Raw genomic sequence first — 14125 nt, 5'->3', positions numbered from 1 at the left:
ACCAGCGCTGGCCCTGGTGCGGGGGTTCCGGTTCCGCGTGGGGCCCGGTGTGGCCGCCGGCCTTGCCCATGTCGGACAGACCCTCCAGCATCCAGGCGCGCAGGCGACTGGCGGGCGGGTGTTCGGTCGTGGCCATCGGGGGCGCTCCTGGTATGCGGATCTGTAGGTTTCCGGCCATCACACGGACGGCGGCACCAGCGTAAGCAGAGAGTGACGCCACGGCCCACGGAACGGGGGGCGACCGCCGTCAATCTTGCGTTAAGAAAGCGTCCGAAGGCCGAGCGGCCCATCCAGAAGCCGAGGCAGGAGAGCCGCGGCTGCCGGTTGGGCCGTTCGGGGGCGATTCGGGGACGGTCCGAGGGCGACGTGGTGCGTGGACACCGAGCGTCATGGCGGCTGGGTCCTTCCGTGTCCTCGCGACCCGGCTCAGCCCGTTCCCGGCCTCTGCCCATGGCCGTTCAGCAACTCCCAGGTGTTGAGCCGCAGATGCCACGCGTTGCGCCGGTGGACGGCCGTCAGGTCGGACTCCAGCGGGGAGGGCGGCACCGCGAGCACCGGGCACAGGGCGTGTCCCAGACAGTGGTGGGCGACCCGGCCGGAGAAGGGGCGGTGCCGACGGCGCCGTCCGGCACCCACGACCAGGACGTCGTCCTCGCGGACGGCGGTCGCGACCAGCGCCCGGCCCGGAGCGCCCCGTACGACCCGGGCGCGCATCGGCACACCCGGGCCCTCTTCGCCGAAGACCTCGTCGAGTACGGCGGTCAGCCGCTGCTGGGCCAGCCGTTCCCAGTCCCCCAGCAGCGGGGCGGCGGCGGGGTCGCGGCGGGCGGCCAGATCACCGCCGGGCGGCTCCCAGGCCAGCACCGGCCACAGCTCGGCCCGCCGCCGGACCGCCTCGGTGGCCGCCCGGCGCAGGGCCGTGACGCTGCCCAGCGAACCGCTCACGCCGACGATCACACGAGCGGACCTCTCGTCACCGGAACCGGACATGGCTCCACCGTTCCTCACGGGTGCCCGCGGACGCCTCCCTCGGCCGGCCCCGCTCCCAGGGCGCCCACAGCGCGCGGGGCTCCTTCCATCTCACTCCCACGCCGGGCCTTCGACCACTCGAAAGCCGCTCCCGCTCCGCTCATGCCCCGAGGCCACCGCAGTGTCCCAGCAATATTCGCGACTCAATCCGAAACTTTCGTCGGCCCCAGGTGTGCGCCCTGTCGAGGTCCCCGATCGCACCGCCTCCCGGGAGCGCGCTTCCTGCGCGAACGCCACCACCGTCGGCTCCCCGGTTCGGCGCCCGGGCCCGAACGCGCCGTGGACGGGGAGCGAAGCCCCGACGGCCCGGTCGCCGGAGACCGACCCGTCGAACACGCGGTGGCGCTCTCCGGTCGACCGCTGCGCCGATGGTTCGCCCCCCGGCGCACGATCTGCTGCACGACACCTTGACGCTCTTGACCCGCGTTTCTAGAGTCGCGGTTCGGAACGTTCGGTGAAACTGCCGAATGTTTCGGGGCGCCGGCCTGGGCCGAAGGGCGCAGCGTTGCGGCGCAGCTTTCCGAGTAGACGTCGAAAGTTTCGAAACGGTACCTCAAGGAGCGCACAATGGGCGACCCGGCACTGTCCCGCCGCGGCTTCCTGGCGGCCTCCGCCGCGGCCGGTCTCGGTATGACCGTACTGACCGGCTGCGGCGGCGACTCGGGCGGAGGGTCGTCCTCGGGGGCGACCACGCTCGAGTGGTGGCACATCATGACCACCGAGCCGGCCAAGAGCGTCTGGGCCTCCCTGGCCAGGCAGTTCGAGGCGCAGAACCCCAAGGTCAAGATCAAGATCGTCACCCTGGAGAACGAGTCGTACAAATCGAAGATGACGGCGCTGACCGCCTCCGGGAAGCTGCCGGACATCTTCCACACCTGGGGCGGCGGTGTCCTGAAACAGCAGGTCGAAGCAGGTCTGGTCCAGGACCTCACGGACCGTGCCAAGTCCTGGACCGGCACGCTGCTGCCGGTGGCGCAGGAGCCGTACAAGCTCGACGGCAAGGTGTACGGCATACCGGACGACATCGGCATGGTCGGCTTCTGGTACAACAAGGCGCTCTTCAAGAAGGCCGGAGTCGCCACGCCCCCGACCACCTGGTCCGGCTTCCTGGACGCCGTGCGCAAACTGAAGTCCGCCGGTATCACCCCGATCGCGCTGGCCGGCAAGGAGAAGTGGCCCGGCATGTACTACTGGGCCTACCTCGCGATGCGCACCGCGGGCCTGGACGCCCTGCAGAAGGCCGCCCAGTCCAAGGACTTCACCGGCGCGGGGTTCGTGGAGGCCGGACAGCACCTCAAGGAGCTGGTCGAACTCCAGCCGTTCCAGAAGGGGTTCCTCGGCGCCGCCTACTCCACGCCGACCGGTCAGGCCGCCGCCGTCGGCAACGCCAAGGCCGCGATGGAGCTGATGGGGCAGTGGGCGCCGCAGACGCAGAAGAGCGAGGGCAGGGGCATAGGCGCCGACCTGGGCTTCTTCCCGTTCCCCGCGGTCGAGGGCGGGAAGGGCGCGCTCACCGAGGTGTTCGGCGGGGGCAACGGCCTCGCCCTGCGCCGGGACGCCTCCGACGAGGCCGTCGCCTTCCTGAAGTTCTTCGCCTCCGCCGCCACCGACCGCACGCTGGTGCAGAAGACCGGGACCATCCCGGTCGCCACGGGCGCCGAGGACGCGCTCACCGACCCCAACCTCAAGCTGGTCAACCAGCAGTTGAAGAACGCCACCGGCTTCCAGCTCTTCCTCGACCAGGCCTACCCGCCTGCCGTCGGCCAGGAGGTCAACGACAGCGTCGCCGCCCTCATCGCCGGGTCCAAGTCGCCCGAACAGGTCACCCAGTCGATCACCAAGACGGCGAAGGAGGAGCAGTAGGCCGCGATGACCTCCACCTTCCTCCCGGACAAGAGGTCCGGTCCCCGGCTCGCCCCGCAGCCGCCCCCGGCGACGGGCCGGGCGCGCGCCCGGCGCCGCCTGCTGCACTGGCTCACCGCGGTCACCTTCCAACTGCCCGCGCTGGTCCTGTTCGGCCTGCTGGTGCTGCTCCCGATCCTGTTCGCGCTCTACGCCTCGTTCTTCCGCTGGGGCGGCTTCGGAATGCCGTCGGACTACACCGGCGCCGACAACTTCACCCGGCTCTTCCAGGACCCCGTCTTCCTCGGCGACCTGTGGCGCTGTCTGCTCCTGGTCGTGCTGTCGCTCGCGCTGCAACTGCCGTTCGCGCTGGCCATGGCCGTGCTGCTGAACCAGAGACTTCGCGGCCGCGCCTTCTACCGGATGCTGTTCTTCGCGCCGTACGTGCTCTCCGAAGTGATCACCGGTGTCCTGTTCAGCATGATCTTCGCGCCGGACGACGGGCTCGCCGACCACCTCCTGGGCGGTGTCGGCCTCGGTGACCTGGGCGGCAAGTGGTTCTCCGACCCATCCACCGTCATGGCCACCCTCTTCCTGGTCATGATGTGGAAGTACTTCGGCTTCCACATGATGCTCTACCTGGCCGGACTCCAGTCCATCCCGGCCGAGTTGACCGAGGCGGCGATCGTCGACGGGGCCGGGCCCTGGCAGCGGTTCCGCAGCGTCACGCTGCCGCTGCTCGCGCCGACCCTCAGGATCAGCGTGTTCCTGTCCGTCATCGGGTCGATCCAGCTCTTCGACCTGATCTGGGTGATCACGGAAGGCGGCCCCGACCACCACTCGGAGAGCATGGCCGTGACCATGTTCCAGTACGGCTTCAAGCGCTACCAGGTCGGCTACGCCAGCGCGATCAGCGTGGTCATGTTCGGCATCAGCCTCGTCTTCGCCCTCGCCTACCAGCGGTTCGTCCTCCGCCGGGACCTGGAGGGAGCCACCACCACCATGCGAGGAGGCGGCACGTGAGTGTTCGCAGGAAGGGCCGCACGCTGCCGCTGCACGCGGTTCTGATCACGGTCGGCGCGGTGATGGCCGTACCGCTGCTGTACGCGGTGGTCTCCGGCTTCAAGTCCACCGACCAGCTCTCCCGCAACCCGATCGGGCTGCCCCGCCCCTGGGTGACCTCCAACTTCGGCGGGATCCTCGGCTCCGGGGACTTCTGGAAGCTGCTCGGCAACAGCACACTGATCGCGGTGGCCACGACCGTCCTGGTGGTCGCGGTGTCGGCGCTCGCCGCGTTCTCCTTCGCCCGGTTCGCGTTCCGGGGGCGGGAGATGCTGTTCACCCTGTTCACGATGGGGCTGATGTTCCCCTTCGCGGTGGCCGCCCTGCCGCTGTTCCTGCTGCTGCGCTCGATGAACCTGCTGGACAACCCGCTCGGCGTGATCCTTCCGCAGGCCGCCTTCGGGCTGCCGATGACCATCGTGATCCTGCGCGGCTTCTTCCGGGAGATCCCGGCGGAGCTGGAGGAGGCGGCGACGCTCGACGGCTGCGGACCGCTCGGCTTCTTCTGGCGGGTGCTGCTGCCGATGGCGCGCCCGGCGCTGGGCACGGTGTCGGTCCTCGCGGTGGTCGCCAGCTGGAACAACTTCCTGCTGCCGCTGCTGGTGCTCACCGACCCCACCTGGTGGACGATCCCGCTCGGTGTCCAGCAGTTCCAGGGCCAGTACGCCTCCGACACGGCGCGCGTCTTCGCGTACCTCGTTCTCGCGATGGTGCCGGCCCTCGCCCTGTACGCGGTCGCCGAGCGGCAGCTGGTGGGCGGCCTGACGGCGGGCGCGACGAAGGGCTGAGCGCGGCTTTCGCCGACGGACCGCCGGACCCACCGCAGATCTACCCCGACAAGACAGGAGTCGTGCCATGTCCCGCACCCGCACCCGTACCCGCCTCAGACTCGCCGGTGTCCTCGCGGCGGCCCTCGTGGCCGCCGGTGTGGCGACCGGGCCCGCCGCCCAGGCTCACGGGCGGCAGCCCACGCTCGCCGAACTCGCCCACCGCCACGGCCGTTACTTCGGCAGCGCCACCGACAACCCCGAGCTGACCGACAGCGCGTACACGAAGATCCTCGGCAGTGAGTTTGACATGATCACGCCTGGCAATGGGATGAAGTGGTACGCCACCGAGCCCCAGCAGGGCGTCTTCGACTGGTCCAAGGGCGACGAGATCGTGCGGCTGGCCCACGCCGGCCACCAGCGGGTCCGCGCGCACACCCTGGTCTGGCACAGCCAGTTGCCCGACTGGCTCACGTCCAGGCAGTGGACCGCAGCCGAGCTGCGGGCGGTGCTGAAGAAGCACATCACCGAAGAGGTGCGGCACTACCGGGGCAAGGTCTACTCCTGGGACGTCGTCAACGAGGCCTTCAACGAGGACGGCACCTACCGCGAGACCATCTGGTACAAGACCCTCGGCCCGGGCTACATCGCCGACGCGCTGCGCTGGGCCCACCGGGCGGACCCGCACGCCCGGCTCTACCTCAACGACTACAACATCGAGGCCACCGGCCCCAAGAGCAACGCCTACTACACGCTGGCCAAGGAGCTGAAGGCCGAGGGCGTCCCGCTGAACGGCATCGGCCTCCAGGCCCATCTGGCCCTCCAGTACGGCTACCCGACCACCCTGGAGGACAACCTCCGCCGCTTCTCCCGCCTGGGCCTGGACACCGCCCTCACCGAGGTCGACGTGCGCATGCAACTGCCCGCGACCGACGCCAAGCTGGCCGAGCAGGCGACCTGGTACCGGGACCTGACCGGGGCGTGCCTCGCCGTGCGCCGCTGTGTCGGCGTGACCGTCTGGGACTACACCGACAAGTACTCCTGGATACCGGCCGTCTTCCCCGGAGAGGGCGCCGCCCTGCCCTGGGACGAGCAACTGCGTCCCAAGCCCGCCTACTCCGCGCTGCGGGAAGCGCTCCGGTAGGCCCCCGTCACCATGAGTAGTCCCCCCTGGACACACATCGGGGCCGGTGCGCACGCGGGTGTGCGAGCCGGCCCCTTCAGGTCACCGGGCGCTCGGCGGCGGGCCGCCCGGGTACTGCCGGGTGTCGCGGTGTGGTGCTCAGGCCGCCGTCATCACCTGGTCCGCGCCGAGCGGGCGGTGCGGGGCGATGATCTGGCCGTCGGGCAGAAGCTCGCCGGTGTCCTCGAAGAGCAGGACGCCGTTGCACAGCAGGCTCCATCCCTGCTCCGGGTGGTGCGCCACGAGGCGGGCGGACTCCCGGTCGGCGGACTCTGCTGTCGGGCACGGCGGCTGGTGCTGGCACATGGGTGGGATCTCTCGCTTTGTCGTGGTCATGTCCGTCCCCCGTTGCGATACGTCGGTCGGTACCCAGTGTTGCCCTCTGGTGGTCAATCCGCAGGGATTTCGCAGCACCGCTCCTCACAGGTTCATGACGCGTCACCCGGGCGGACGGTTCAGTCCAACTGCACCGTCACTTCGGATGGTTCGAGGGGGCCGGAACGGGCTAGTGCCGGGCACGCACGGCCGTACCCCGCCTGCTGGAGGGCGGCGGGGTACGGGGGAGGCGGGAGGGTTTCAGGCGGGTGAGCCGAGCAGCGGTACGGGGGTCGCCCGATGGGTCAGGACCGGCAGCAGTTCGGCGACGCGGTGCGGGCGGTGGGCCGCGATGCCGGGCGGCGCAGGGGCCAGCGGGACGAGCAGGTCGGTGGCGGCCGGGTGGCCCTCGGCGCCGTCGGCCGCGCAGTCGCCGTGCAGCCACAGCGTGAGCATGTAGAGACCGGGTACGGACAACAGGCGTGCCTGGTAAGGCTGTTGCATGGTCTCGGCCTGGCGCAGCGCGCGCTCGGTCGAGGCGATGTAGGGGCCCTCGAAGAAGTGCGAGAAGGCCCAGCCGTCGGGGGTCAGCATGGTCTCGGCCGCCGCCACCGCGCGATCGCCGCAGCGGATCAGGAACCGCCACCCGGTCAGCCGCGTGGCGGACACCCCCTCCGGGGTGATCCGGTCCAGCACGTGCACCGGCAGCGGCAGTTCGGGTGTCGCGGGACCCTGTGCGGTACGCAGGGCGGGAGTCGGAGCCTCACGGACCGCGGTGGGGGAACCGAGGGCCGTGAGAACGGTGCGCAGTGCGGGCGCGGGGGCAGGGGGCACGTGCAGCGGCATGGTGGGTCGCCTCTCGTTCGACAGGCGCGGCGGCGCGAGGGGGTGGGGGCGGACGGCGCTGTCTGCTCACGGGGGTCAGAGCGGCGGGGGCCCGGGTCGGTGAACGAGAGTCGGATGAGGCCTGCCGCACGTCACCGGGACGGCGGGAACCAGGACCGGGGCGCCAGCCTTCTGCCTTCTGCGCGAAGTTTATACGACACGTGTTCAGACGATGTTTCGGCTAGCCGTATCCACCGATGGAAACAAGTCGCCATTCGGCCGGTGATTCGCGGAAATCATCCCGATTTCCGAACCCGGTGCACGGTGCTGACCTCGGGATGTGCCGCCACTGCGGTCGGCCGAATGTCGTCGGCGTTTTTCACGAGGCAATCGGGGCACCCGAGGTTGCGTGATGCCTCATGCCCCGTGAATGTGCCGCAGGACACATTCCGACAGAGTACCGGGTCCAGGGCCCGCGCGGGACGTTATCGATCGCTTCCGCTGGGCATCATCCCACCTGACCCGGGACACCGGCGGCCGGATCTTCGGCCCGCCCATCAAAGGAGGGACGCTTCGATGGGGGAGAAGGTCGTGGCAGGGCCGTTCGACCTGTCCGATCGCCAGCGCTACCGGGAAAAGCTCCGGAAGTGCCTGACGGGACTGGAGCGCCTGCTGGTCGAGAAGCGGTTCGACCGCCCCAAGAACCTCATGGGGGTGGAGATCGAATTGAATCTCGCGGGTTCCGACGGCCTGCCGAAAATGCTGAACGGCCAAGTGCTGGAGCGTATCGCGAGCCGGGATTTCCAAACAGAACTCGCCATGTTCAACCTTGAAGTGAACATAGCCCCCCACCGGCTGGGCGGCCGGGTATTCGACCGGCTCGCCGAGGAGCTGCGCACCTCGCTGGCGTACGCCGACCGGAAGGCCGGCGAAGTGGACGCCGGAATCGTCATGATCGGCATTCTGCCCACGCTCGACCGGGACGACCTGGTCTCCTCCAACCTCTCCGAGGTCGACCGGTACACCCTGCTCAACGACCAGATCGTGGCCGCCCGGGGCGAGGACTTCCTGCTGGACATCGACGGGGTCGAGCATCTGACCTGCACGTCCAGGTCCATCGTGCCCGAGGCCGCCTGCACCTCCGTGCAACTGCACCTCCAGGTCACCCCGGACCGCTTCGCCGACGTGTGGAACGCGGCGCAGGTGGCCTGCGCGCCGCAGATCGCCGTGGGCGCCAACTCGCCGTTCCTCTTCGGCCATGAACTGTGGCGCGAGTCCCGGCCGCCGCTGTTCCTGCAGGCCACCGACACCCGGCCGCCCGAGCTGCAGGCCCAGGGGGTGCGCCCGCGCACCTGGTTCGGCGAGCGCTGGATCTCCTCCGCCCACGAGCTCTTCGAGGAGAACCTGCGTTACTTCCCGGCCCTGTTGCCGATCTGCGACGACGAGGACCCGCTGGAGGTCCTCGACGCCGGTGGCGTACCCTCGCTCGCCGAACTCGTCCTGCACAACGGCACGGTGTACCGCTGGAACCGGCCGGTGTACGGCATCGCGGACGGCGTCCCGCACCTCAGGGTGGAGAACCGGGTGCTGCCCGCCGGGCCGACCATCACCGACGTCATCGCCAACGCCGCCTTCTACTACGGCCTGGTGCGGGCGCTCGCCGAGGAGACGCGGCCGGTGTGGACCCGGCTGCCCTTCCAGGCGGCCGAGGCCAACTTCGACGCCGCCTGCCGCCACGGCATCGACGCCCGCTTCCGCTGGCCCCGGCGCGGGCGCTACGGCGGTACGGCCGAGGTCGACGCGGTCACCCTGGTCCGCGACGAGCTGCTGCCGATGGCCGCTACGGGCCTGGACGGGTGGGGTGTGGAGGCCGCCGACCGGGACTTCTACCTGGGCGTGATCGAGGAGCGGTGCCGGCGGCGGGTCAACGGGGCGTCCTGGCAGTCGGCGACCTTCCACCGGGCCCTGGAGCAGGGGGTGAGCCGCGAGGACGCACTGGCCGCGACGACGCGCCGCTATGCCGAGCTGATGCATGCCGGGGAACCGGTGCACACCTGGCCGGTCGGCCTGCCCGAGCCGGTGCCGCTGGGCTGAGGGCCGGCCGCCCGGGCCGCCGGTACCCGGGGGCGGCCGTGCCCGCCGCGTGCCGATCGGGCAAGCTGTGACCTGCCAGGACTCGTCTGACGGCAGGAGCGCAGGTGGAAGCGGACCCGGTGGCCGACACGTACCCGCTGGAACGGCCCTCGCGGCGGCTGTTCCGGGACGAGACGCTTCTCGTCCTGGGCCTCTCGCTCGGTGCCAGCGGACTGTCCGCCCTGATCAGCTTCGTCGGCTCGGTCACCAAACCCGGTGGCCTCAAGGACCAGGCGGCCACCCTCAACGCCTCGGCCGCCCCGGGCCGCCCCTGGCTGGACCTCGCCTGGCAGCTCTTCGGCATCGCCACCGCCCTGGTGCCCGTCGCCCTGGTCGCCCACCTCCTGCTGCGCGAGGGCGGCAGCCTGCGCATCCTCGGCTTCGACCGCACCCGCCCCTGGCCCGACCTGGCCAGGGGCGCCGGGATCGCGGCCGTGATCGGCAGCACCGGAATCGCCTTCTACCTGGCCGCGCGCGGCCTCGGCTTCAACCTCACGGTGGTGCCCGAGGCGCTGCCCGGGGTGTGGTGGAAGTACCCGGTGCTGATCCTCTCCGCGATGCAGAACGCGATCCTCGAAGAGGTCATCGTCGTCGGCTACCTCCTGCGCCGGCTGGGCCAGTTGGGCTGGAGCCCGGGAACCGCCCTGGTGGCCAGTGCCGTCCTGCGCGGCTCCTACCACCTCTACCAGGGCATCGGCGGCTTCGTCGGCAACATGGTGATGGGTGTGGTCTTCGTCCACCTGTACCGGCGCTGGGGCCGGGTCGGCCCCCTGGTGGTGGCGCACTCCCTGCTCGACATCGGCGCCTTCGTCGGTTACGCGCTGCTGGCGGGCAAGGTGGGCTGGCTGCCGACGGCTTGAGGCACGCACCGGGCCCCGGCGCGGCCTGGGCGTGACCTCGGCGTGGCCCAGTGCTGCGACCGGAAAGGTTCACCGGCTCGCGACGCCCGGCACGGCACTCCCCCAGCCTTCGGCCGGGGGTACCCCCACGCCGCGTTGTCGCATCACCCGAGTACATCCAGTACGCGGGCGACGCTCCGCCTTGCGAGGCTCCCCCACTGCCTGAACGGCGTGGGAGGTGTCCCCAGCACCGGACGCCGCGAGCTTCTCGGCAAACCTTTCCGGCCACAGCACTAGGCGGACAGTTCGCCCTCGATGACCGTGACCGCGCTGCCGGTGAGCAGGGTGCGGTCGCCGCGCAGGCCGGTGCGGACCAGGCCGGTGCGCCGGGAGGCCTGGAGTCCGGTGAGGTCGGGGCGGCCCAGCCGTGCCGACCAGTGCGGGGCCAGGGCGGTGTGGGCGCTGCCGGTGACCGGGTCCTCGTCGATGCCGACGTTCGGGAAGAAGCAGCGGGAGACGAAGTCGTAGCCGCGGGCCGGGTCGTCGGCGCGGGCGGTGGCGATGACGCCGCGCGTGGAGTGGGCGGCGAGCGCCCTGTGGTCGGGGCCGAGGCCCAGCACCGTCTTCTCGTCGGCCAGTTCCAGCAGCAGGTCACCGACGTGGGGTCCGGTGTCGAAGGCCGCGACCGGTTCGGCGCCCAGCGCCTCGGCGGCCCCCGGCGGGACCTCCACCGGGGTGAGCGGGGCGGTCGGGAAGTCCAGGGTGATCGAACCGTCGGCGGCGGGCGTCGCGACGAGCACCCCGCTGCGGGTGGCGAAGCGCACCGGTCCCCGGTGGGCACCGGTGGTGTGCAGGACGTGGGCCGTGGCGAGCGTGGCGTGGCCGCACATCGCCACCTCCGCGACGGGGGTGAACCAGCGCAGCGCCCAGTCCGCGTCCCCGCCCTCGGGCAGCCGGTGTGCGAACGCCGTCTCGGCGTGGTTGACCTCCATGGCGACGTTCCCCAGCCAGCCGTCGTCCGGGAAGGCGCCGTCGTCCAGGAGCAGGACCCCGGCCGGGTTGCCGGCGAAGGGGCGGTCGGTGAAGGCATCGACGATTCGAATCCGCATGACCTCGACGCTAGGGGGCCGGGGGCGCCGTCGGCCAAGGCCAATCCGGGAGTCCTGGCCCGTTTTCCCGTCCCGTCTCCGCTGGGCCGGTCCGGGAGCGGGGCCGTCGCCTGCGGCGACCGGATCGATCGAGACGTCGCGTCGCCGGGGATCCCGGTCGATCCGGTCCCGGTCGATCCGGTCCCGGTCGATCCGGTCCTGGTCGGACGGATGCCTCCCGCTGTCTCATCCGATCCGGTGCGTCCGCACCGTTTCGTGGACCCGCCGGGGCTACGCCGGCCCAGGGCAGTTCGTGATCACCAGGGGACGACGCCGTCGTCCTCGAAGAACGAACCGTTCGGGCCGCCGTCGGGCAGCGTGGCGAGCCGGATCGCCGTGGCCGCGCCCTGTTCGGGGGTGCGGGGTCCGTGGAAGCCGGTGAAGTCGGTCGCGACCAGGCCCGGGCAGGCCGCGTTGATCAGGATGTTCGTACCGGCGAACTGCCGGGCGTACTGCACGGTGAGGGCGTTGAGGAAGGACTTCGACGGCGCGTAGGCCGCCATGACGGGGCCGATCTCGGTGTCCGGGTCCGCCTGCCGGGTCAGGGAGCCGACGCTGCTGGAGACGTTGACGATGCGTGGCGAGGCCGAGCGCCGCAGGAGCGGCAGCATCGCGTTGGTCACCCGGACGACACCCATGACGTTGGTGTCCACGACCTGGCGGAGCACCTCCAGGTCGAGCGCGGTCGGGTCCTGCTCCCACCCCGGGCCCGTCTCGCCGGAGATGCCGGCGTTGTTGACCAGGGCGTCCAGCCGCCCGGCCAGCCGTTCGACGAGTTCCGCGGCCTCGGTGACGCTCCGGTCGTCGGTCACGTCCAGCGGTACCCCGAACGTGTCCAATCCGAGGGCGCGCAGCTTTCCGACGGCGGTTTCGCGGCGTGTCTCGTCGCGGGCCCCCACACCCACGCGGTACCCGAGGCTGCCCAGCCCGGCCGCGATCTCGTACCCGATGCCCTTGTTCGCGCCGGTCACCAGCGCGATCTTCGTTTCGCTCATGCCGATGATGGTGGCCCTCGGACGAGTGGCGCGGCCAATACCGATCCGGTGCTCTGTCATACCCGCCGGGTATCACCACGTATGCTGCGGCCGTGGACACCCTGGAAACCCGCGAGTTGAGGTACTTCGTGGCCGTCGCCGAGGAACTGCACTTCGGCCGCGCCGCCGAGCGCCTCGGCATGGCCCAGCCGCCGCTGTCGCGGGCGATCCAGCAGCTCGAACGGCGCCTCGGGGTCTGCCTGCTGCAGCGCAACCGCCGTGGTGTCCGCCTGACCGGTGCCGGAGAGGTGCTGCTGCACGAGGGCCGGGCGGCCCTCGACGCGACCGCCGCCGCCGCTCGCCGAACCCGGCGCGCCGGCGGTGCCGACAGCCCCGGCGGTCCACGCGATCGGCTGGTCCTCGCGGTGAAGGCCGCCGCGTCCCACGAACTGCTGCGCAAGCTTCTCGACGCCTACGCGGCCGAACCCGACAGCGCCGAGATCGAGGTGCTGCCGTGTGGCATCTGCGAGCAGGAAGAGCTGATGCGCGACGGACGCGCCGATGTCGCGCTCATGCACACGCCGTGGAACTCCCTCGCCGGGTTCGACAGCGAGGCACTGTCGACCGAGGGGCAGGTCGCCGTGCTGCCGGCCGGGCACCCCCTCGCCGCCCGCGAGACCTTGTCCCTGGCCGATGTCGGGGACGTCCCCGATCTGCCGCTCGCCCGCTGGCCCAGCCGCGGTGTCTACGCGCCCGGCCCTGGCCCCGAGATCCACAACCAGACGCAACTGGCCCAGCTGATCGCCCTCGGACGCACCGTGGCGGTCCTCCCCGACTCCGCCCGCTCCTGGCTGTGGGCCGAGCACGCGGCCGTCCCCCTGGTCGACGCACCTTCCGTCGTGACCCACCTCGCCTGGCCCGCGCACAGCCGCTCCCTCGCCCTGGCCGGGCTGGTCCGCACGGCCGCACGGCTCTGACCGGGTTCCGCCCCCATCGATTCACGCGCCATCGGTAGGTCTGCTGCCGACGGCTGTCCTGTCTCAACGAAGTCAGTCGTCCGCATGACGCTGACCTGCGCGGACTGGGTTGGATGAGACAGGTCGACTCGGTTTGTTGAGACGAAAGATCGTCGCTGGTCCGATAGCGACTCAGTTGTCCGGTCTCAAATGATCTGGTTCCGAGGCGGGTCGCTGACCTGCGGCGACCAGTTCAGTTGAGACGTGGGGAAGCCAGGAATTTCAAGTGATGTGGTCCCGGGCGAGCGGATGCCGGAGGCTGTCTCAGTTGATGTGGTCCGACTTCGCTGTGCCGTCGTCCGCAACCGGACCGCTGGCGTGGCTAGGACTGACGGCGTGCGAAGAGGACCGCACCTGGAACGCTCTCGTCGGGGGCGATCAGCATTTGGGCCTCGACGGTGAACCCGGCATCGCGTAGCCAGGCCGCCAGTTGGTCAGGCTGGCGGCGGTGAACGTGGACGTTCATCGGGTGGCCGCCGTAGCCCTGCGTCTTCAGCCGCGACTCGTTGCCGACGTGAAAGCCGAGCAGCAGTGGACCGCCGGGACGCAACACGCGCCGGAAGTTGACGAAGATCGTGGGGACTGCTTCGTCGGGGACGTGAATCAACGACCAAAAGGCGAGCAGGCCGACGACTGAAGCATCGGCTAGGTCGAGGTCCGTCATCGAGCCCACCTCGAACCGCAGGCGCGGGTGGTCACGCCGAGCGACGTCGATCATCGCGGGGGAAAGGTCGATGCCGAAAGCGTCCACATCCAGCTCGTGGAGGTGAGCGGTGACGTGTCCAGGTCCGCAGCCCACGTCCGCCACGGGCCCGTCGCCAGCGGTGTGCACCAAGTCGGCGAACAACGCCAGAGCCGCCCGAAGATACGGCGCCCCGGCCAGAGCCTCGCGTAGTTGGTCGGCATAGCTGACCGCGACCGTGTCGTAGGAGGTCCGGGTGTCTGCCAACCAGCGGTCCGCGTTCATGGCTCGACAGAGTAGTGCAGCGATC

General features: G+C 70.7%; 13 protein-coding genes. 7 read left to right on the top strand and 6 right to left on the bottom strand.

All coding sequences use genetic code 11. From position 1 onward, the window contains the following. Nucleotides 1-426 precede the first annotated feature (426 nt). Entirely contained in the window at nucleotides 427-990 is a 564-nt protein-coding gene (locus ACFYMM_RS32600; protein WP_388393162.1) for a universal stress protein, read from the bottom strand. A 606-nt stretch (nucleotides 991-1596) separates the two neighbouring features. Here ACFYMM_RS32600 and ACFYMM_RS32595 point away from each other — a divergent pair. The 4 genes from ACFYMM_RS32595 to ACFYMM_RS32580 all read left to right on the top strand — a co-directional run bounded on the left by ACFYMM_RS32595 (nucleotide 1597) and on the right by ACFYMM_RS32580 (nucleotide 5844). Further along, nucleotides 1597-2892: an extracellular solute-binding protein gene (locus ACFYMM_RS32595; RefSeq protein WP_388393159.1), complete on the top strand. Its 1296-nt coding sequence runs from the start codon at nucleotides 1597-1599 to the stop codon at nucleotides 2890-2892. 6 nt (nucleotides 2893-2898) lie between these two features. Further along, nucleotides 2899-3894 carry a carbohydrate ABC transporter permease gene (locus ACFYMM_RS32590; RefSeq protein WP_388393156.1) on the top strand — a complete coding sequence of 332 codons (996 nt, stop codon included), beginning with the start codon at nucleotides 2899-2901 and terminating at the stop codon, nucleotides 3892-3894. Nucleotides 3895-3956: 62 nt separating this feature from the next. Beyond that, the gene (locus tag ACFYMM_RS32585; RefSeq protein WP_388393179.1) at nucleotides 3957-4721 is read left to right on the top strand and encodes a carbohydrate ABC transporter permease; all 765 of its coding nucleotides are present in this window, start codon (nucleotides 3957-3959) and stop codon (nucleotides 4719-4721) included. A gap of 67 nt (nucleotides 4722-4788) precedes the next feature. Next, nucleotides 4789-5844, top strand: coding sequence for an endo-1,4-beta-xylanase (locus ACFYMM_RS32580; protein WP_388393154.1), 1056 nt, complete (start codon nucleotides 4789-4791; stop codon nucleotides 5842-5844). A gap of 138 nt (nucleotides 5845-5982) precedes the next feature. Here the strand turns inward: ACFYMM_RS32580 and ACFYMM_RS32575 are convergent, their stop codons facing one another. Further along, on the bottom strand, nucleotides 5983-6189 hold the full coding sequence (locus ACFYMM_RS32575) for a DUF5999 family protein (protein WP_189866979.1): 207 nt from the start codon (nucleotides 6187-6189) through the stop codon (nucleotides 5983-5985). A 270-nt stretch (nucleotides 6190-6459) separates the two neighbouring features. Beyond that, a complete protein-coding gene (locus ACFYMM_RS32570; RefSeq protein ID WP_388393151.1) occupies nucleotides 6460-7044 on the bottom strand; it encodes a hypothetical protein in 585 nt (194 codons plus the stop codon). A 555-nt stretch (nucleotides 7045-7599) separates the two neighbouring features. Here ACFYMM_RS32570 and ACFYMM_RS32565 point away from each other — a divergent pair. Both ACFYMM_RS32565 and ACFYMM_RS32560 read left to right on the top strand, forming a co-directional pair. Then, entirely contained in the window at nucleotides 7600-9117 is a 1518-nt protein-coding gene (locus tag ACFYMM_RS32565) for a glutamate--cysteine ligase (protein ID WP_388393149.1), read from the top strand. 104 nt (nucleotides 9118-9221) lie between these two features. Then, on the top strand, nucleotides 9222-10016 hold the full coding sequence (locus ACFYMM_RS32560; RefSeq protein ID WP_388393146.1) for a CPBP family intramembrane glutamic endopeptidase: 795 nt from the start codon (nucleotides 9222-9224) through the stop codon (nucleotides 10014-10016). 272 nt (nucleotides 10017-10288) lie between these two features. Here the strand turns inward: ACFYMM_RS32560 and ACFYMM_RS32555 are convergent, their stop codons facing one another. Both ACFYMM_RS32555 and ACFYMM_RS32550 read right to left on the bottom strand, forming a co-directional pair. After that, nucleotides 10289-11104, bottom strand: coding sequence for a PhzF family phenazine biosynthesis protein (locus ACFYMM_RS32555; protein ID WP_388393143.1), 816 nt, complete (start codon nucleotides 11102-11104; stop codon nucleotides 10289-10291). 296 nt (nucleotides 11105-11400) lie between these two features. Further along, complete coding sequence (locus ACFYMM_RS32550) at nucleotides 11401-12138, bottom strand: SDR family oxidoreductase (RefSeq protein ID WP_388393142.1); 738 nt, start codon at nucleotides 12136-12138, stop codon at nucleotides 11401-11403. Between the two features lie 92 nt (nucleotides 12139-12230). Here ACFYMM_RS32550 and ACFYMM_RS32545 point away from each other — a divergent pair, with 92 nt between their 5' ends. Continuing rightward, nucleotides 12231-13094, top strand: coding sequence for a LysR family transcriptional regulator (locus ACFYMM_RS32545; RefSeq protein ID WP_388393140.1), 864 nt, complete (start codon nucleotides 12231-12233; stop codon nucleotides 13092-13094). A 361-nt stretch (nucleotides 13095-13455) separates the two neighbouring features. Here the strand turns inward: ACFYMM_RS32545 and ACFYMM_RS32540 are convergent, their stop codons facing one another. Then, nucleotides 13456-14100: a class I SAM-dependent DNA methyltransferase gene (locus tag ACFYMM_RS32540; protein WP_388393137.1), complete on the bottom strand. Its 645-nt coding sequence runs from the start codon at nucleotides 14098-14100 to the stop codon at nucleotides 13456-13458. Nucleotides 14101-14125 lie beyond the last annotated feature (25 nt).

This window comes from Streptomyces sp. NPDC006739, assembly GCF_042869815.1.
Classification (GTDB): domain Bacteria; phylum Actinomycetota; class Actinomycetes; order Streptomycetales; family Streptomycetaceae; genus Streptomyces.
This window is presented reverse-complemented; position numbering and strand designations above follow the sequence as displayed.